Source organism: Bacillus fonticola (assembly GCF_012955605.1).
GTDB lineage: Bacteria > Bacillota > Bacilli > Bacillales > JC228 > Bacillus_CG > Bacillus_CG fonticola.
In genome coordinates, this window is the sequence record NZ_CP052135.1 from 2,800,050 (window position 1) to 2,818,645 (window position 18,596).

Sequence of the window (18,596 nt, forward strand, 5' to 3'; positions counted from 1 at the left end):
AAACTTGGCAAAAGAAATGATAAAAATTGAAAAACTCAACAAATCTTTCGGCCCATTGCACGTATTAAAGAATATTGATATGACGGTTACTGAAAGCGATGTTGTCTGTTTAATTGGCGCTAGTGGTTCTGGGAAAAGTACCCTATTACGTTGTATCAATTTTCTTGAGTTTAAGGAAAGCGGGAAGATTTTTCTTGAAGGTGAAGAAATTGATCCAGACAAAGTCAATTTAAACGAACATCGTCAACGGATCGGGATGGTGTTCCAACATTTCAACCTCTTTCCACACAAAACTGTGCTTGAAAACGTGATGGAAGCGCCTGTCCAACTTCGTAAACAAACGAAAGAAGAAGCGAGGAAATCTGGACTTGAACTTTTAGCGAAAGTTGGCTTGTCAGACAAAGAAACGGAGTATCCAAGCAGGCTATCGGGTGGTCAGAAACAGCGGGTGGCGATTGCTCGTGCACTGGCGATGAAACCTGACGTGATGCTCTTTGACGAACCAACATCTGCACTTGACCCCGAACTCGTTGGTGAAGTATTAGCAACGATGAAGGAGCTTGCCGAGGAGGGCATGACCATGGTGGTCGTGACGCACGAAATGGGCTTCGCGCGCGAAGTGGCCGACTGGGTTGTGTACATGCATGATGGGCGTATCGTCGAGGTTGGACCACCTGAGAAGTTGTTTGGCAATCCGCAAGAAGAACGTACCCAACAGTTTTTAGATACCGTATTATCGTAAATATACACAATCAAAAAACCCTTCCAGTACCGATCGAGGCGTTGGAAGGGTTTTTACTGCACTTAAAAAATCAAATGAGACGCTAGTGCAATGACCGGAAGTGTGATTAACGTACGAAGCAAGAAAATGAGCACTAGATCTAAGAAGTTAACAGGTACTTTCGAGCCGAGCAACAAACCACCCACCTCTGACATGTAAATGAGTTGAGTAACCGAAACCGCTCCGATCACAAATCTTGTTTGATCGCTCATAATATCCCCGCCCAGTGTCGCAGGGAGGAACATATCAGCAAAACCGACGACCATCGTTTCCGCAGCGGCAGCAGCCTCTGGAATTTGTAGCAAGGCAAGCAACGGCTGGAATGGTGCTCCTAGCCATGCAAACAGTGGCGTGTTTTCTGCCAAAACAAGCGCAATCGTTCCAAATGCCATCACGACAGGTAAAACACCGAACCACATGTCGAGAGCGTTTTGCACACCGCTTTTCACGATAACGCCAATATCTTTCGATTTGCCTGCTTGGTGTGTAGCTTGTAGCAGTCCGTATTTCACTACGTTAATACCTTCTGGGATGGTTTCATCTGCTTTTGCCTCTGCACCTTCGTAGTACGTGTCTGGTTTGCGCGAAAGTGGTGGAATACGCGGCATAATCAATGCGGCAATAATTCCAGCTACCACAATCGTTAAGTAGTATGGACCAAACAAATACGCCAAATCAAGTGCATCTAACACAGCGATACTAAACGTAATGGAAACAACAGAGAATGTTGTCCCAATGACAGCTGCCTCACGCTTTGTGTAGTAGCCTTCTTCGTATTGTTTGCTTGTCAACAGTACCCCAATCGTTCCGTCACCTACCCATGACGTTAAGCAGTCAATAGCTGATCGTCCAGGTAAACGGAACAGGGGTCTCATGACTTTAATCACTAATGAGCCGACAAACTCTAGCAGGCCAAAATTCAAGAGAAGTGGCAATAGTAATCCAGCAAATAAAAAGACCGTTACGAGCAGCGACAATAAGTCATTCAACAGTAATTGCCCGATATACTCTCCCGTAACTGCTGCCGGCCCAATTTGAAACACAGTCATCGCTGCAAAAAGAAGTCCGAGTACGCGCACGACGAACCAAAAGAGGTTCACTTTGAAGAGTGAGGTGAAGAACGGGCTATTGTGCATGGCGGAACTGAATTGATAGATGATGCTGCCGAGCACTGATATAAAGATAATAGCTAAAGTAATACTCGGAAGAGCCGTGCCAAGTGCCCCACCCAATTCGCTTGCCATAATGGCGACTGGGATCGTCATTTCTCCACCGTATTGAATCGGAATCATGAACAGAAAAATGCCGAGAACGGAAGGAATAATAAATAAGAGCAAATGCCCGACCGTCAAGTCATTCTGTAGCTGTTCCAGTTTCCCCTTTTCTTTTCCAGAATCCATACGAAACCCTCCTATTCTTTTGATAAAGGATTCATCCCTAATTTGTATAATTTCACTTTTTCTACTACTCTGTCAAATAGGAATTTCATACCGATATCTCCCCTTATACATCGCCACAGAAACTTTATTCATATAGCTGTATAACTTCTATATTTAGTTGAATAAAAATACCCAGGATAGTGTACCATGGGTGAATCGATTGGTAAACTATCCTACTATAAAAAAAGTGAGTGGACCCTATAAACCGAGCACACTCAACTGCATTTCAATCTGTATAGTATCGTGAATAAAATTCATGTCGGGCGTATATTTTTTTTACAATACCCATTTCTTGATACGAGTCGTTCAAATCGTTTTTTAGGATAACTTTAACTCCACAGCATTAAATGACATCTTCCTTTGCATACGCCTCCAACATATATAACGGCATACTGGCACGTGTATACACAGAAAGCTCAGACCATTGCGGTTTCAAGAGTTGCTGCACTCTTCTCATGATTTCAAATTGACGTCTCTCATACGCGCCGTAAATAGTCGGGGGGATATCCAAGAGGGCTGCTACTAAACGCTCTTCCTCTGCATCAACAAGTGTTGTAAACAAATGCGGAAATAAGTGGGCGAGGAATCTCTTTACGTAGCGTTTATCGTGTGGAATCTTTGACTGTATACAAAATTGATCATACCTTTGACACAATTCAATGGACTCGACATAAAACATGCGTTCACGCGCAGACATTGGATTTTGACGAGCAAGCACTAGTCGCGTCAGTTGATCTTTCGTATCCGCATGATGGAGAAATCGGACAAACCCGTCTGCCCCAAATGTCTTCGGAATCATCACCCAACTTTGGGCATCTTGAAGTAGAAAGCTTGGCTCCAACAGGGACTCATCCAAACCAATTTGCCATCGTCGCGCTCGACGGTCGACCTCCTCCAAGAAATCCTTCACACGAAACTCTTGCTCCAAACGTACATCATCACGTATATACCTCTTATAGCCTCTCCATGCCCAGTTTGTCACACGTCTGCCTCCTTTTGTTTGGCTCTAGATCGGTATCCCCTTTTTATTGAAGGGTTTAACACTAACTAATGCCGGAAACAAGTGAAGTAGAACGATGAAACCGCTTTCTTCTAGAGGCGTTCATTAAAAAACCTCAGCAACTTAACCTTGGTGGCTAAATTGCTGAGGGTTACCTTAGCGGTTATCTACTTTCTCTGGATACAAATCATGATTCATTAAGCGGTAATTTGCCATCTCTTCGTATTTCGTCCCTGGATTTCCCCAGTTTACATATGGATCAATCGAAATACCACCCCGCGGAGTAAATTTTCCCCAAACTTCAATATAGCGTGGCTCCATTAGCTCCTTCAAATCGTTAAGAATGATGTTCATACAATCCTCATGAAAGTCCCCATGATTACGGAAGCTAAACAAATATAGCTTGAGCGATTTGCTCTCCACCATTTTTTTATCGGGAATATAGCGGATAATCACATTTGCAAAATCAGGTTGCCCCGTTTTTGGACATAGCGACGTAAACTCTGGGCAGTTGAATTTCACGACCGTGTCACGATACGGGTGTTGATTCTCAAATACCTCTAAAATTGCTGGGTCGTACTCATACAAATACTTCGTCCCTTGGTTTCCAAGAAGCGATACTCCGTCTAGTTGTTCATCATTGCGCCCTGACATGACATGTCCTCCTCTATTTGTTGATTGAACTACACTCGACTTGGTTCATGTACAGATTTGTACTCGCCGTTTGTCTAGCGCGCATTTCCGCCGCTAACCAGGTTCCAGCGGATGATTATCCTACACGCCTCGTCGGTTCCCCCACAAATACGTATGCAGCTGGGGTAGAACACGAACATTTCGAAGCGCTGTACTCGCAGACACTTGATCAACGAGCCACTCGTAGCGTGAGATGAGATGCTGCAAAAAGTCCATCCCTTCTTCTGCGTCTGTCGTGTCGTTCCCTACTTGTGCGTAAAACAACACGTCTGGGTAGCGTTTATGAAGGTCCACAGCAAACGCTAAATCCTGCTCATCAAACACGACCACTTTCAGACTAAATCGTGTTCTGTTCGGATTCGCTTCTTGTAACCGCGCTACAATCGCATCCAAAATAGATAAATCCGGCGTCATTTGCGAGCTGGGTGGCTTTGGAGATAACGTCAGCTGATCGATATCGACAAACCAATCTTGCCACCGACTCCCTTGCGTCTCCAAACCAACCTCCATTCCGAGTCGATGCAACAAATCTACTAACTCTCCCATCCCTTTCAAAAGCGCTGGGTTTCCTCCTGAAATCGTTACATGCTGGAAGGTATCGCCACCGATTTGCTTTAGTTCGGCATATATTTCTTCGGCAGTCATCAGGCGTATGTGTTCCTTTGCCGATCCGTCCCATGTAAACGCGGAGTCACACCAGGCACACGAGTAGTCACATCCGGCCGTCCGCACAAACATCGTTTTTTGTCCGATGACCATGCCCTCTCCTTGGATCGTCGGACCAAATAGTTCTAGCACAGGAAACTTACTTGCCGTCATGAGCAAATGCCTCCTTTTTCGGGCGATAGATCACATAACTCGTTGGCGTCTCCCGCAAAAACACTTGTATGCAGCTTGGTTTGTGAGGCAACGTATTCAAATGGGCTTGAATCGTCTCCCATACCATCCGCGCCACTACTTCTGTCGTCGGAAACCGATCTGCATGCTTATCTGAAAACCATTCGTCCTCATTCAAAACGCGATGATCAAAGCGGTTGTGGATTAACTCTTTTAACACTTTGAAGTTGACTAGAAAGCCACTGTTATCGAGTTCATCGCCCACAACGGTCACATTGCATGTATACGTATGACCATGCACACGCTGACACGCACCGGCCTCCTCGTGTGGAACGTAATGTGCCGCGGCAAAATGAAAGTCTTTGTTTAACTCGTAACTGGACTCGTGCGGAGGTGGTGATGGGTACAATTGGTTCATATCGTTTCACCCGTTTCCCGCTCTTTCATATAAGCGTGTAATCCACGACTGCGTAGTTCGCACGCCGGACATTCGCCACACCCTGACCCTTTGATTCCGTTGTAGCAAGTCAGCGTTTCTTCTCTCACAAAGTCAAAGGCACCTAGTTCATCTGCCAGCGCCCACGTCTCTTTTTTGTCCAGCCACATAAGCGGTGTATGAATATCAAACGGTTGATCAATCGCCAAATTCATCGTCGTATTTAATGATTTGACAAATGTGTCCCGACAATCTGGATACCCACTGTAATCCGTCTCACAAACGCCGGTCACAATATGCTGTGCCTTAATTTGATGGGCAAGGATCGTAGCAAATGTCAAAAACACTGCGTTACGTCCGGGTACAAACGTCGACGGCAGCTCCCCTTCTGCTTGCTCAATTTCCATATCCGGCCTCGTTAACGCACTTGGCGCAAGCTGGTTCAATAGCGATACATCCAAAATGTGATGATGAACGTTTAGCTTACTGGCAATCGCCTTTGCACATTCGACCTCAGCCGAATGACGCTGCCCGTACGTAAAAGTCACCGCCTCTACTGCCTTAAATTGCTGTAGCGCCCACACTAGGCACGTCGTACTATCTTGACCGCCGCTAAATACAACGACTGCTTTTTCGTTTCGTTTCATCATTGGAACGCTCCTTTTTAGTAAGGTAGCTCGATTCATGACTTACCAGCTTCTATATTTGAACACAAAAAAATGGTGACGATAAATAGAACTCGTCACCACCCTGTACATGCAACACAAAATACGCCCTTCATAAAGAAGCGCATGTATCGGAAAAGGAAAGTCAACTAGGCTTTCCGTAGTTTTTTATAGAGGGAGTTCTCGAACCTCTTGCTATTTAGTTGATCACTATAATTAGTTTACCACTCTTGTCAAGCCAGTAGCGGGTGCCGTGAATGGGGATCTGCCCCGCGGATCGCGGATATCTTTCTCTGATCGCGGATATATGCTCCTCACCGCGGATATCTGCTCCTCACCGCGGATATATTCCCCTCACCGCGGATATCTGCTCCTCACCGCGGATATCTGCCCCTCACCGCGGATATATGCTCCTCATCGCGGATATATGCTCCTCACCGCGGATATATTCCCCTCACCGCGGATATATGCTCCTCACCGCGGATATATTCCCCTCACCGCGGATATCTGCTCCTCACCGCGGATATATTCCCCTCACCGCGGATATATGCTCCTCATCGCGGATATCTGCTCCTCACCGCGGATATCTGCTCCTCACCGCGGATATCTGCTCCTCACCGCGGATATATTCCCCTCACCGCGGATATCTGCCCCTGAACGCGGATATCTGCCCCTCACCGCGGATATTTGCTCCTCACCGCGGATATCTGCCCTTCACCGCGGATATCTGCCTTACCGTGCTCGTCACTTCTCGTTTTATCGCCCCTTGCCAATTATCTCGAATTTGAGATATACTATCCGTAGACAAGATCATTTAGAGACTATATCTAGTAAGGAGTGAACAAAATATGACACGGATGACGGGTATTCATCACATTACAGCGATCGTTGGAAATGTTCAGGAAAACGTTGACTTTTACGCACAGGTTTTAGGTTTGCGACTTGTGAAGAGAACGGTGAACTTTGATGATCCTGGTACGTATCATTTGTATTTTGGGGATGAGAAGGGTTCTCCGGGTACGATTATTACATTTTTTCCTTGGAGTGATGCACCACGAGGTACTGTTGGAAGTGGGCAAGTCGGTGTTACCACGTATGTCGTTCCAGCAGGAGCACTTCCGCACTGGGAGCAACGTCTTCAGGCAAAAGGGATTTCCTTTAAAAAGCAGGAACGATTCGGGGAGGAACTACTTGCCTTCGAAGATCCACACGGTCTCAAGCTTGAGCTAGTCGCACGGGAAGAGGGCAAACAAAATAACTGGCACACAGATGAACTTACAAAAGAAACGGCAATTAAAGGGTTTGGTGGTGCGATCCTCTATAGTGATCACCCGACAGAAACGGTGGCGCTACTGGAACAACTGATGGGCCTTGAAAAAATTGCAGAGAACGACGATTACTTCCGTCTTCGATCTACAGCAGATCTCGGTAACATCATAGACATCCCTAAATCTCCGCATCCACGGGGGCGCGGCGGGGTCGGAACCGTTCACCACATTGCTTGGCGGGCGGCTGATGATCATGATGAATTGCGTTGGCGAAGTGCCTTAGAATTGAACGGTTTCTCTACAACAGAAGTAAGAGATCGTCAATATTTTAAGAGCATTTACTTTCAAGAGTCTGGTGGCATTCTGTTTGAAATTGCGACAGATGAACCTGGTTTCCTGACAGACGAACCAGATGAAACGCTCGGAACTGATCTCAAATTACCTCCATGGTTAGAAGAACATCGAGGTAAAATTACTAAGCTTCTGCCAGCTCTTACCGATTCATCGCGATAAAAAAGGAGGATCACAATGGAGCATACACATATTTTCCAAAAGGGAACTGATTCAACGAAACCTACATTGCTTTTACTTCACGGAACGGGTGGAAATGAGAAGGATCTACTACCACTTCAATCAGAAATTGATAGCACTGCGTCTGTGCTTTCTGTTCGGGGAAACGTGTCCGAACACGGTATGCCGCGGTTTTTCCGCAGAATTGCCGAAGGGGTTTTTGATGAAGAGGATCTTATTAAACGAACAGGTGATCTGCATAGCTTCTTAGATGAAGCGAGTGAGCAGCATGGATTTGACCGCCACAACGTCGTGGCAATAGGATACTCAAACGGAGCAAACATCGCGGCAAGTCTCCTTTTCCACTATCAAAATACTTTACGCGGTGCGATCCTATACCATCCCATGGTTCCTAGACGAGGCATCACACTCCCTGAGCTTCACAATACGCCAGTCTTTATTGGTGCTGGTAAGAACGATCCTCTTTGCAAGCCCGAGGAGTCTGAGGAGCTTAAGAAGTTATTAGAAGCAGCGGGATCTACCGTCGACATCGCATGGGGTACGAGTGGACACCAGCTTACAATGGACGAAGTGAAAGCAAGTCGCGTATGGTATGAACGTCACTTTGCATAGCAAAAAGAAAGCAATCGGCGCTGACCGATTGCTTTCTTTTTGCCTATTGCTCACGGATACTATCTCGAAATCATCCTTTATTTGTCACCAATTGTGGAATAATCGCCTTCACATCTTCTTCTGACACTGCTCGTGCTTCCAGCCACCACTCAGCTAACTTCATTCCATCCACTAGCTGAATCGAAACATCCTTTGCATATTCCCTAGCCGCATTGGTAAAGCCAGCAGTTGAAATAACGTAGCCACCCTTCGCGTCCTGTTTGATCATCTGGGAGTGTAACACAGCGATCGGTTCGAAGCCGACATCCGTCGCACTGCACTTCACCTGCCCAAGATACAAACCATCTTCTCTGTCATGGTGAAAATCCACCCCTTGGTCATTGACTGGTGGCGTCACCCATGTGGAACCACCCTTGGCCAGCTCGATCACTTCTGCAACGAAATCTTCAAACAATAGAGGATCCTGTGTATCGTAAAATGCAGAGTATGCCACTCCTTCCGCCTGCTTTTGAAAGCGCAAATACAAACCAGCAGCTAGCGTGCGCTTCATTTCCTCACTATCGTTCATCTCCCGTGCAATTTCATTGTTCCGCTGTTCATGCGAATGCTTTGTTTTGACAAAATGAAGAAATGCGATAATAAGTGCGAAGGCAGCAATTAACTCTACGTAAAACATATCATCTCTCCTTTCGGCTAGCTGTTTTTAGGATCTCCAGTGCGCCTATCCGGCGTTTTTGACTTTTTTATCAGTATTGCCGCGAAGTTATGCGTACATTCCTCTTAAAAACGACAAAAACCGAGGTGCTTTTGCCTCGGTCTTCGCTCTCATTTTTTATACGATCTGACTCTCTTCTCCAGAAAATCGCCTAACCCCCTCTGCTCGCAGCTTAAATTTTTGTATTTTCCCAGAGGCAGTCATCGGATAGCTGTCTGTAAAGGCTATGTACTTTGGAGTTTTATGACGGGCGATTTGTCCTTGGCAAAATTCTTTTAGCTCTTCTTCAGACAAAGTTGCATTTTCTTTACAGACGATCCACGCCACCGCTTCTTCTCCGTATACAGCATCAGGAATGCCCACTACTTGTACGTCTTGTACGCTTGGATGGGTGTACAAAAATTCCTCGATCTCTCGTGGGTAAATGTTCTCACCCCCCCGGATAATCATGTCTTTGATGCGCCCGGTCACACGGCAATAGCCTGCTGAGTCCATGACTGCTAAATCACCGGTATGTAGCCATCCTTCCTCGTCAATCGCCTGGTGAGTCGCTTCTCGATTTTTGTAGTATCCGCTCATAACATGGTACCCACGTGTACAGAGCTCGCCTTGAACACCTCTTGGTACTTCAACCCCAGTTACCGGCTCAACAATTTTCACTTCTACATTCGGTAATGCTTTTCCAATCGTTTCTGTTTTTCTTTGCAACGAATCAGTAGTAAGCGTTTGTGTAATGACAGGAGATGACTCTGTTTGGCCGTAAGCGATCGTCATTTCCCTTGCCCCCATGCGTTCCATGACATCACGCATTACTTCTACTGGGCAATTGGATCCTGCCATAATCCCCGTACGTAACGAGGATAAGTCGTACTGTTCAAAATTCGGATGATTGAGCTCGGCAATAAACATCGTCGGCACTCCATGCAAAGCAGTACAGCGCTCTTTCTGGACTGTTTCTAGCACTCGCTCCGGATGAAATTCTTGTTCGGGAACCATCGTCGCCCCTACAGACACACAGGCGAGTGTTCCAAGCACACAGCCGAAGCAGTGAAAGAATGGAACTGGAATACACATACGGTCCTCTTTCGTTAGTTCCATACACTCCGCAATGTTGGCAGCATTGTTCACGATATTTGTATGGGAGAGCATGACCCCTTTCGGAAACCCTGTCGTACCGGACGTGTACTGCATGTTAATGACGTCAGTTGGATCCAATGAGTCCGTCACAGCATCCAACCGCTCGTCGCTCACTCTGTCTGCTGCTTCTAACACATCGTCCCAAGAATAGGTACCAGGATAACGTTTGTCTCCAAGCACTATAACCGTTTTCAGTTCGGGAAGTCGCTCAGCGTTCAGTTCTCCTGGGGTGCATTGTTTTAATTCCGGGGCGAGCTCATACAACATGTCCATATACGAGTTGTCTCGATATTGATCCATTAAGATGATCGTCTTGGCATCGCTTTGTCGAAGTAAGTATTCTAGCTCCGTCGTTTGATAGTTCGTGTTTACTGTGATGAGGACGGCGCCCATTTTTCCCGTTGCAAATTGCGTTGTTAACCATTCCGGAGTGTTCGTTGCCCAAATGGCCATATGGTCTCCTGGCTCAATACCGAGTTGCAAAAATCCTCGTGCTGCTTTTCGGCAATACGTATCAAACTCGGAGTAGGTCATTCTCAAGTTACGATCTGCGTAGACAACTGCTTCGTGTGCAGGGTGCAGCCTCGCTTTTTCCGCTAATAAACCTCCAACCGTTTTCATGATGATCTCTGACATGGTACCTCCCCTTTCTTCCCCTTGTCCTATCCTTATATTATCAAACTATTCTGACGTGATGAAGAGAGTAACTTTGTCGAAATTCAACTTGTTTTGTCACAAATGGGATATAATTCAGTCTGCTGTTTAATAGATGTTTTGTTCGATGTATGGTACAGTAGATGCGTTAAAGCATACTATACTCATAGGAATTAACAGATATATGTGAGGTGACCCAAAATGGGCAGAGAATTTTTATCAATTTTCGAAGATTGGGCAGATCGTTATGACAGTTCTACAGATGGTAAAGACCCACAATACGCGGCGGTCTTTCTTAAATATGAGGAAATTTTACAGGCAGTAGCAGACGCTGTCGATGGCAATGTGGTAGAGTTTGGGGCAGGAACAGGAAACTTGACAACAAAATTGCTTCAAAATGGTTGCTCCGTCATCGCCATTGAACCGTCTGAGCCAATGCGAGCTCAAGCACAAGAAAAGCTCGGGAATCATGTCACTTTACTAGACGGGGACTTTCTCCACTTTGAAGTGGAAGGTCCTGTTGATCATATTGTCAGCTCGTACGCGTTCCATCACCTTACTGATGAGGAGAAAGGTCGAGCGATCCGGCAGTATGCTAGCCTGCTTTCACCAGGTGGGAAAGTCGTATTTGCTGATACAATGTTTCCGACGAATACAGACTTCGAACACACCATTTCCAAGGCAAAAGAAGACGGCTTTTTCCAGTTAGCTGAAGACTTAGAAAGAGAATATTATACGACTCATACCGTCTTACGGGAGCTTTTTGAATCAGCAGGCTTTGTCGTCACATTCAAGCAGTATAACGAGTTTGTCTGGTTACTAGAAGCAAAGAAATGGACGGTCAGTTAAAAGGAGAATAGTTATGAACGTTTTTCCAAATGTCCACGCATTAATCGGTGGGACGCCCGTCGTGGAGCTTACGCAATTTCCTCTACCGACTGGCGTAAGACTGTTTGCCAAACTAGAATTTTATAATCCTGGCGGTAGCGTAAAGGACCGACTCGGCCAGGCGCTACTTAAGGAAGCGATTCAATCGGGGCGATTACCAAAAGGAGGCACGCTCATTGAGCCGACTGCAGGGAACACGGGAATTGGTTTAGCGTTGGCTGCTGTTGGCACAGGGTACCGCGTCGTCTTTTGTGTTCCAGAGAAATTCAGCTTAGAAAAACAGCAGCTCATGCAAGCACTCGGTGCAGACATTGTGCATACACCCACCGAACAAGGGATGAAAGGAGCAATTGAAAAGGCAGAAGAACTCCTCAAAACCATTCCAAACAGTTATTCACCACAGCAATTTGCTAATGCCGCTAATCCAAAAACGTATTACGATACACTTGGGCCTGAATTATGGCAACAGCTGGACGGCTCTATTCACACTTTTGTTGCCGGTGCAGGGACAGGGGGTACGTTCATGGGAACAGCTCAATATTTGAAAGAGCAAAATCCTTCCGTGCGCACCGTCATCGTGGAGCCTGAGGGGTCCATTTTGAACGGTGGTCCTGCTGGCTCTCATGATACGGAGGGCATAGGAATGGAATTTTTGCCAGATTATATGGATACTACCTATTTTAACGGCATTCATACTATACCCGACAGCGATGCGTTTCGACGAGTCAAGGAGCTAGCGCGTAAGGAAGGATTACTCGTAGGAAGTTCATCCGGAGCTGCCTTGCATGCCTGCTTATTAGAAGCTGAACAGGCATCAGCCGGCACGAACATCGTCACGATATTCCCAGACTCCAGTGAACGCTACTTGAGCAAAGAGATTTATAACTATTAAGGAGGCATAAGCCAAAATGAAACCAAAAACTAAACTCATCCACGGAGGTATTGTTGGGGATCCCCATACAGGCGCCGTATCTACTCCTATTTACCAAGTAAGTACGTACAAACAAGAGGGGGTAGGACAGCATAAAGGCTTCGAATATTCTCGGACAGGAAACCCTACGCGTCATGCACTTGAAGAGCTCATTAAAGATGTTGAAGGTGGGCAGGCGGGCTTTGCCTTTGCATCTGGGATGGCTGCCATTACCGCCGTTGTTATGATGTTCCAAAAAGGCGATCACCTTGTGCTTACAGACGATGTGTACGGGGGGACGTATCGTGTCTTGACGAAAGTGTTGAACAAGTTTGGCATTGAGCATACATTTGTCGATACGAGCGATCTCACACAAATTGAGACGGCCATCCAATCGAATACGGTTGCTGTCTATTTGGAAACTCCAACCAATCCACTGCTAAAAGTGACGGATATTGAGGCGACCGTACAGATTGCGAAGCACCACAATTTACTTACGATTGTCGACAATACGTTCAGTACGCCGTATTGGCAAACACCTTTAGCGTTCGGCGCGGACATCGTTTTGCATAGTGCAACCAAATACCTCGGTGGACATAGTGATGTCGTCGCAGGACTCGTTGTCGTCGCGACAGATCAACTTGCGGAAGACTTACACTTTGTCCAAAATTCGACGGGAGGTATTTTAGGACCCCAAGACAGCTGGCTATTGATGCGCGGGATGAAAACGCTCGGTATCCGTATGGAAGAACACGAAGCGAACACGAAAAAGCTTGTTGAATTCTTAGTAAATCATCCACAAGTGAGCAAAGTGTTCTACCCTGGACTTCCTGAACATCCGAATCACGCCATCGCGAAGAAGCAAGGGACCGGTTTTGGCGGCATGGTTTCCTTTGATGTCGGAAGTGAAGAAGCAGCAGATCGTCTAGTGAAGCAAACAAAGTTCTTTACGCTTGCCGAAAGCTTAGGTGCTGTTGAAAGTTTGATTTCCATTCCTGCCAAAATGACACATGCCTCTATTCCAGCTGACCGCCGTGGCGAACTTGGTATTACAGACGGATTGGTACGCATCTCGGTTGGACTTGAAGATGCGGAAGATTTAATTGCCGATCTACAACAAGCTTTAGAAGCATAAATGTTACGACCTCCTGCCACGCGCAGGGAGGTCGTTTTTTTGCCATTAAACAGAGGATTTTTCTTCGCTTTTCTGTTAGCGTTAAAGGGATGGTTTTACATATACACTCAACTAGAGGGGGACAAGCGCATGAAGCATTCGCTAACCATCTTTCTCATCACTATGATGATAGTGAGCGCGGGGTGTCAATCCTTCAACGCTCCCCTAAATTCCGTCCCATCTGGAACTGGCACTTGGGAATCAGCGTTTTCGGTTGCACAGGCACTCGATAATCAAGATGATTCAACGAAAACGGTCGAAGGGGTGATTGTCGGTATTCCGATTTCTGAAACCCGGATTGAAAGCTCCAATTTTGACAATGATTACGCAATAGCCATCGCTGATCTCTCGAATGAAACGGAAACAGATAAAATGGTCTATGTCCAACTTCCCTCTTCGTATCGTACGCAATTCGGATTACAAACGAACCCAAATTTGCTTGGAAAGTCAATTAAAGTAACGGGTTGTTTAAGCGACTATTATGCACACGCCGGTGTGAAATGTTTGTCTAAAATAGAACTCTCCGCTCAAGAGACGAATGAGGAATCACCGATCAAAGAGACGGAGACCCCTTACGATGATACATATTATAAAGAGGCTATCGGGAAAACAGACAGCACTCTAAAGCAAGCACTCCACGACATCATTGATGATCATAACGAATTAACTTATGACGAAGTGTGGGATGCGTTACGCCAAACTGATGAAGATCCGGATGATACGGACAATGTCATTTTGTTCTACACGGGTCGCTCACAAGACAAATTGCTCAACGGGGATGACGTCGATGACTGGAATCGAGAGCACGTTTGGGCAAAGTCCCACGGTGATTTCGGTACATCCATGGGGGCAGGCACAGACCTTCATAACCTTCGTCCAACCGACGTGACCGTGAACAGTTCTAGAGGAAATAAAGACTTTGACGACGGTGGTGCACCACATCCCGAAGCAGACGGCACCTTTGCTGATGGTGACTCATGGGAACCCCGCGACGACATCAAAGGCGATGTCGCACGGACGCTCTTTTATATGGCCGTCCGTTACGAGGGGGATGTAGAGGGAGAAATTGATTTAGAATTGATCGATAGAGTCGACAACGGATCGGTCCCACTCCATGGCAATTTATCTACTTTGCTACAATGGAATAAAGAGGATCCTGTGGATGACTTTGAACGACGTCGTAACGATGTGATTTATACAGAGTACCAAGGGAACCGCAACCCGTTCATTGACCATCCTGAATGGGCAGATGAGATTTGGTAATTACAAAAAAAGCGCCTCTCCGTATGAGTAGCGCTTTTTTTATGGAAAAGGGGCGGAGTTACGCAGAATCCTAAAATCATATGATTTATCCTAGTTGAAAAACGACTTTGGATGTTAATTGATAATAGACATGGGGCTACACTCGCGCCGCCTTGATGACAACTCGACTGCTTTGTGACCAGCTTCCATGCATGGTTGCGTGCCCAGCCTTTAACCGTGGTTCATTCGTTCTGCCGTCTTATACGCGTCCACCATTCCCCAGATCCACAGAATTGGTGTCGTAATGAATCCAATTAAAACAAACATTAAGAGTCCCGAGATAGCGTACGCCACGATGAAGAGAATTCCCTTTACAATTTGACCGTTATAAATTTGCCCCAGCCCTGCTATGAAAAAAGATAACACGGCCGCAATACCTGGATGTCTCATCATTGATGTGTTCCTCCTTTACATTCACTGTATAAATTGTAAAAGGAAATGGGATAAAAGGGAAGCCCTCTACCCCACTTAGGAGTAGAAAGCTTCTGGACATCAACAGTCAGCTTGCTTTTTTGCGCTCGTCTAACAGCTTTTTCATATCTTTGTAAGTGATTTTTCCATCCTTGTCGAAATCTGCTTTAGACGCTTCTTCCCAGTTGTTATCAGATTTTTCCTTCCCCATGTAAGCGGCTAGCCGTGCTACATCACCTGTAGAAACGACGCCATCACCGTTTAAATCGTAAGCATTCGCTGGTCCCGGCTCTGCACTTCCTTCAGCAAGCAAAGGAACCTCGATATCTTCAAGTTGCTGTTCTTCACCAGTCGCTGAAGCGAGAATGATGTTGGAAACCACTACATTTGTGCTCGCTACTTCATCCTTCTTCACTTGAAACTCTATCGTATAGAGCGTGTTTCCATCCACCGCTTGCGTCCCTTCCGCATAGCCGAGGAAAGAAACGCTTCCTTTTTCACGCCCAAGCTCAGGTTTGCTCCAGCCTTTTGCTGCATTAGCTTTTTTGAATTTCACTGGTTTGTCATTGAAATTGAGGTCGAATGATAAAGCTTGCAAATCGGCTGCGTCCTCTGCAGTGATTGCAACTTCCACCCATTGCTGTTTCTTCGTATCTTTGACAACCTTTGTTGCAAAGGAAAGTGCTGTGTTGGTTTCTTGCTCTGCCAATTTCACATCTTCTGCTCCACGGGGCTTCACTTGATATGCTCCTTGAAAGACGCTACCCATACCCGTTACATCAACCACATCTCCTGCTTCGTACAATGTGGAAAACTGGTCATAAGCAAAGCCAGTTCGGTTATCGATACGAACTATAATATCTTCTTCGCCTTGCGTAGCCGTAAATTCGACTGTTCCGTAAGCTAGTTCCGTAATGTTAGAGATCGTCACACCCTCGAGTGCTACCACTTCGCCTTGTGCATCAGCCACTTGTGCTGGCGTCACGGATTGTGGTGCGGGCACGCTCTCTTGGCCGATTACTTCTAATGCTGTAACGTTTGACAACTGCACCTCGCCATTGAATTCATCACGAGTACCCGTCATGCGAATCACATCGCCTGCTGCTACGTCAAAGTCACTTTGGTAAATGTATAGACCCGCATCCTCATCTTGCAAATAAAACCCTTTTGCTCCCCAGCTACCAGGAGTTGTTGTGACTGTCCCTTCAATGGTAACGACTTCACCTGGTGTAGCTTCACGCGCCTTTGTAATAGACACAACCTCATCATCAGGGGTCGGTTCAGGCGTCACACCAGCAGCAGCTGTGTATCCTGCACTTGCTGCTTGTGCGGTATCCCAAAAGAATACTCGCTTTTCTACAGGAACGCTTTCCCAATCTTGTGGAGCTACGTATTCTTTTGTATCCGAGTTTCCGACATACTTATCAAGTTCATCGCCTTCGTAACGAGTACGGAAGACAAATGGTAACTCTGCAAGAGGATCTGCTGGATTCCAAATCCCCTTTTCTGTCTCTTTTGCTTCAAGAACAGCACTCTGGTATTGCTCGTACTCAGCCTCATCACCTACAGGCCAAATAAAGTACGTCACTGCTAGGCCTTGTTTCACCATTTCTAAATTTGTGTTTAATCCATCTTCATCGCGAATAACCTGTGCTAGCAATCTACCATAATTATCAAGTGGCTCAGCGCCTACTTTCACTCTCACTTTGTCACCTGGCTGCAGCAACTCGCCCATATAAGCTGTGGCTCGTTGTCCATGATCCATTTGATTTTGGTCTAAGTCGTTTCGTACGCTATGAAACGTTTCTGGCGTATCAATGTTTAAGAACCGAACGCTCGTGCTTCCGAGAATTGGTTCTACTACGTTAATCGTATCCCCATCAACTACTCGCGCTACAGTCGCCACATACTCCCCAGACGGATCCGGCGCTTCCGGTTGTGAGTCTGCTTCTATTATATCGTCAGCACTTCGAACGAGCAGTTGATAGCTGTTATACTGGCTCACGATGGCTGTAAAGTCATACCATCTACCCTCTTCAATAGAGTCGATGGCATTTGTGCCTTCCATCACACGAAGAGTTGTACCGTTATAATCCTCATCAATAATTGTAACGTTATAACCCCCACCAGCAGGGCTGCTAGGTTTAGAAGAGACGTAGCCGTTGACTTTTACAAGTGTCCCTTCGAGCGGTTCTGCTGTTTCGGCGGTCATCAGTTCTGCAAGAGTAATCGTTTTTGAGTCTGGAAGGGATACATTTTCTGCGAGTATTTCAATACCGCCTTCAACCGGAACAATTTCTGTCAGCCCGTTGTACTCAGTAATCGATCCTTCCACGCGAATTTTCTGACCTGCAGTTAAATTCGGGAAACCGTCAGGAGAAAATTCAAACACGTTGATTCCACCTGTTTCATCTTGTACATATGTGGACAAACTACCGCCACCAATAGCTGCGTTATCTGCTGTGACAACGCCTTCGATGATGACCGTTTGACCAGATTGCCCTTTTGCTTCTTTTATAGTCATCAATTCTGGCTCTGTTGGCTGTTCAGGATCTGGTGCAGTATCACCTTCCACAACCGTCATGCTTGTAGGTGACTTTAACCCAGGGGCACCATAATAAGCTTCAAGACTGCCACTGACTTCTACTTTCGTTCCAACTAAACTAGGATTGGCTTGTAATCCAAATTCCCCACGGAACTCAGCAGGTAGTTGCACCAGTAACATGTTCGCCATGTTCGTCTCATCTGGCGAATCTGCTAACGCATAATTATAATCATTACTAAATGGAGCTTCTTGATTTACAGAAGAACTTGAAATAACATGCCCCACGATATACCCTTCTACCGTTTCATCACCACTGTTATTTTCGATCGCTTCCGCAACAGAAATAATTTCGGCCGCCTGCAACTGTGCATAAGGCGCCACCATACCGAGTAGCAACGTAAACATAATGACAAAGCGAAATACGATCTGCATTTTTTTCGTTTTCAAATCAAACTCCTCCTCTCACCTAGTCCGAGCCAGATTGACCCGTCATAAAGATTGTATCGAAAAGTTATTGAGTTTCCGTGAATACTTTGTAAATGTCGAGAAAATCATTCGAAAGGCATAGATCACCCTGCCATAAGACTGAAAGGACAGA

17 protein-coding genes and 1 riboswitch are annotated in these 18,596 nt (G+C 46.0%); of the genes, 7 read left to right on the top strand and 10 right to left on the bottom strand.

Going from position 1 to position 18,596, the window contains the following annotated elements; genetic code table 11:
* Positions 1-16 precede the first annotated feature (16 nt).
* On the top strand, positions 17-742 hold the full coding sequence (locus HHK01_RS13745) for an amino acid ABC transporter ATP-binding protein (protein ID WP_170008808.1): 726 nt from the start codon (positions 17-19) through the stop codon (positions 740-742).
* Between the two features lie 62 nt (positions 743-804).
* Here HHK01_RS13745 and HHK01_RS13750 read toward each other — a convergent pair whose 3' ends face one another.
* The 6 genes from HHK01_RS13750 to queC form a co-directional block, all read right to left on the bottom strand.
* Complete coding sequence (locus HHK01_RS13750) at positions 805-2,181, bottom strand: YjiH family protein (RefSeq protein WP_170008310.1); 1,377 nt, start codon at positions 2,179-2,181, stop codon at positions 805-807.
* A 382-nt stretch (positions 2,182-2,563) separates the two neighbouring features.
* Positions 2,564-3,202 (bottom strand): hypothetical protein, encoded by a 639-nt coding sequence (locus tag HHK01_RS13755; RefSeq protein ID WP_170008311.1) that lies wholly within the window; start codon positions 3,200-3,202, stop codon positions 2,564-2,566.
* A 174-nt stretch (positions 3,203-3,376) separates the two neighbouring features.
* Positions 3,377-3,874, bottom strand: coding sequence for a preQ(1) synthase (gene queF, locus HHK01_RS13760; RefSeq protein ID WP_170008312.1), 498 nt, complete (start codon positions 3,872-3,874; stop codon positions 3,377-3,379).
* 120 nt (positions 3,875-3,994) lie between these two features.
* Positions 3,995-4,732, bottom strand: coding sequence for a 7-carboxy-7-deazaguanine synthase QueE (gene queE / locus HHK01_RS13765; RefSeq protein ID WP_170008313.1), 738 nt, complete (start codon positions 4,730-4,732; stop codon positions 3,995-3,997).
* Positions 4,719-5,168, bottom strand: a complete 450-nt coding sequence (queD, locus tag HHK01_RS13770; RefSeq protein WP_170008314.1) for a 6-carboxytetrahydropterin synthase QueD — start codon at positions 5,166-5,168, stop codon at positions 4,719-4,721. Before queD ends, queE begins: the two co-directional genes overlap by 14 nt.
* Entirely contained in the window at positions 5,165-5,872 is a 708-nt protein-coding gene (gene queC, locus HHK01_RS13775; RefSeq protein WP_170008315.1) for a 7-cyano-7-deazaguanine synthase QueC, read from the bottom strand. The genes queD and queC overlap by 4 nt, the downstream gene beginning before the upstream one ends.
* A 133-nt stretch (positions 5,873-6,005) precedes the next feature.
* Positions 6,006-6,049: riboswitch (PreQ1 riboswitch) on the bottom strand.
* 650 nt (positions 6,050-6,699) lie between these two features.
* Between queC and HHK01_RS13780 the strand changes: the two genes are divergently transcribed.
* Positions 6,700-7,632, top strand: a complete 933-nt coding sequence (locus HHK01_RS13780) for a ring-cleaving dioxygenase (protein ID WP_170008316.1) — start codon at positions 6,700-6,702, stop codon at positions 7,630-7,632.
* Between the two features lie 15 nt (positions 7,633-7,647).
* Positions 7,648-8,262, top strand: a complete 615-nt coding sequence (locus HHK01_RS13785) for an alpha/beta hydrolase (protein ID WP_170008317.1) — start codon at positions 7,648-7,650, stop codon at positions 8,260-8,262.
* A 70-nt stretch (positions 8,263-8,332) separates the two neighbouring features.
* Here HHK01_RS13785 and HHK01_RS13790 read toward each other — a convergent pair whose 3' ends face one another.
* Both HHK01_RS13790 and HHK01_RS13795 read right to left on the bottom strand, forming a co-directional pair.
* Entirely contained in the window at positions 8,333-8,938 is a 606-nt protein-coding gene (locus HHK01_RS13790; protein WP_228027585.1) for a restriction endonuclease, read from the bottom strand.
* A 156-nt stretch (positions 8,939-9,094) separates the two neighbouring features.
* Positions 9,095-10,741, bottom strand: coding sequence for an AMP-binding protein (locus HHK01_RS13795; protein WP_170008810.1), 1,647 nt, complete (start codon positions 10,739-10,741; stop codon positions 9,095-9,097).
* Positions 10,742-10,969: 228 nt separating this feature from the next.
* Between HHK01_RS13795 and HHK01_RS13800 the strand changes: the two genes are divergently transcribed.
* The 4 genes from HHK01_RS13800 (at position 10,970) to HHK01_RS13815 (ending at position 15,003) form a co-directional block, all read left to right on the top strand.
* A complete protein-coding gene (locus HHK01_RS13800; protein WP_170008318.1) occupies positions 10,970-11,617 on the top strand; it encodes a class I SAM-dependent methyltransferase in 648 nt (215 codons plus the stop codon).
* Positions 11,618-11,630: 13 nt separating this feature from the next.
* Positions 11,631-12,548, top strand: coding sequence for a PLP-dependent cysteine synthase family protein (locus HHK01_RS13805; protein ID WP_170008319.1), 918 nt, complete (start codon positions 11,631-11,633; stop codon positions 12,546-12,548).
* Between the two features lie 16 nt (positions 12,549-12,564).
* Positions 12,565-13,701, top strand: coding sequence for a bifunctional cystathionine gamma-lyase/homocysteine desulfhydrase (locus tag HHK01_RS13810; protein WP_170008320.1), 1,137 nt, complete (start codon positions 12,565-12,567; stop codon positions 13,699-13,701).
* 129 nt (positions 13,702-13,830) lie between these two features.
* Positions 13,831-15,003, top strand: coding sequence for an endonuclease (locus HHK01_RS13815; protein WP_407646912.1), 1,173 nt, complete (start codon positions 13,831-13,833; stop codon positions 15,001-15,003).
* A gap of 210 nt (positions 15,004-15,213) precedes the next feature.
* On the opposite strand, the gene HHK01_RS13820 is transcribed toward HHK01_RS13815, so the two are convergent.
* Both HHK01_RS13820 and HHK01_RS13825 read right to left on the bottom strand, forming a co-directional pair.
* On the bottom strand, positions 15,214-15,435 hold the full coding sequence (locus HHK01_RS13820) for a DUF5683 domain-containing protein (RefSeq protein WP_170008321.1): 222 nt from the start codon (positions 15,433-15,435) through the stop codon (positions 15,214-15,216).
* A gap of 106 nt (positions 15,436-15,541) precedes the next feature.
* Positions 15,542-18,445, bottom strand: a complete 2,904-nt coding sequence (locus HHK01_RS13825) for a DUF6359 domain-containing protein (RefSeq protein ID WP_170008322.1) — start codon at positions 18,443-18,445, stop codon at positions 15,542-15,544.
* Between the last annotated feature and the right edge of the window lie 151 nt (positions 18,446-18,596).

Bases quoted from the DNA above. Each gene is read 5' to 3' on its own strand.
- HHK01_RS13745 (WP_170008808.1), top strand. From the start codon at position 17: ATGATAAAAATTGAAAAACTCAACAAATCTTTCGGCCCATTGCACGTA.
- HHK01_RS13750 (WP_170008310.1), bottom strand. From the start codon at position 2,181: ATGGATTCTGGAAAAGAAAAGGGGAAACTGGAACAGCTACAGAATGAC.
- queF (WP_170008312.1), bottom strand. From the start codon at position 3,874: ATGTCAGGGCGCAATGATGAACAACTAGACGGAGTATCGCTTCTTGGA.
- queE (WP_170008313.1), bottom strand. From the start codon at position 4,732: ATGACGGCAAGTAAGTTTCCTGTGCTAGAACTATTTGGTCCGACGATC.
- queD (WP_170008314.1), bottom strand. From the start codon at position 5,168: ATGAACCAATTGTACCCATCACCACCTCCGCACGAGTCCAGTTACGAG.
- queC (WP_170008315.1), bottom strand. From the start codon at position 5,872: ATGAATCGAGCTACCTTACTAAAAAGGAGCGTTCCAATGATGAAACGA.
- HHK01_RS13780 (WP_170008316.1), top strand. From the start codon at position 6,700: ATGACACGGATGACGGGTATTCATCACATTACAGCGATCGTTGGAAAT.
- HHK01_RS13785 (WP_170008317.1), top strand. From the start codon at position 7,648: ATGGAGCATACACATATTTTCCAAAAGGGAACTGATTCAACGAAACCT.
- HHK01_RS13790 (WP_228027585.1), bottom strand. From the start codon at position 8,938: ATGTTTTACGTAGAGTTAATTGCTGCCTTCGCACTTATTATCGCATTT.
- HHK01_RS13800 (WP_170008318.1), top strand. From the start codon at position 10,970: ATGGGCAGAGAATTTTTATCAATTTTCGAAGATTGGGCAGATCGTTAT.
- HHK01_RS13805 (WP_170008319.1), top strand. From the start codon at position 11,631: ATGAACGTTTTTCCAAATGTCCACGCATTAATCGGTGGGACGCCCGTC.
- HHK01_RS13810 (WP_170008320.1), top strand. From the start codon at position 12,565: ATGAAACCAAAAACTAAACTCATCCACGGAGGTATTGTTGGGGATCCC.
- HHK01_RS13815 (WP_407646912.1), top strand. From the start codon at position 13,831: ATGAAGCATTCGCTAACCATCTTTCTCATCACTATGATGATAGTGAGC.
- HHK01_RS13820 (WP_170008321.1), bottom strand. From the start codon at position 15,435: ATGATGAGACATCCAGGTATTGCGGCCGTGTTATCTTTTTTCATAGCA.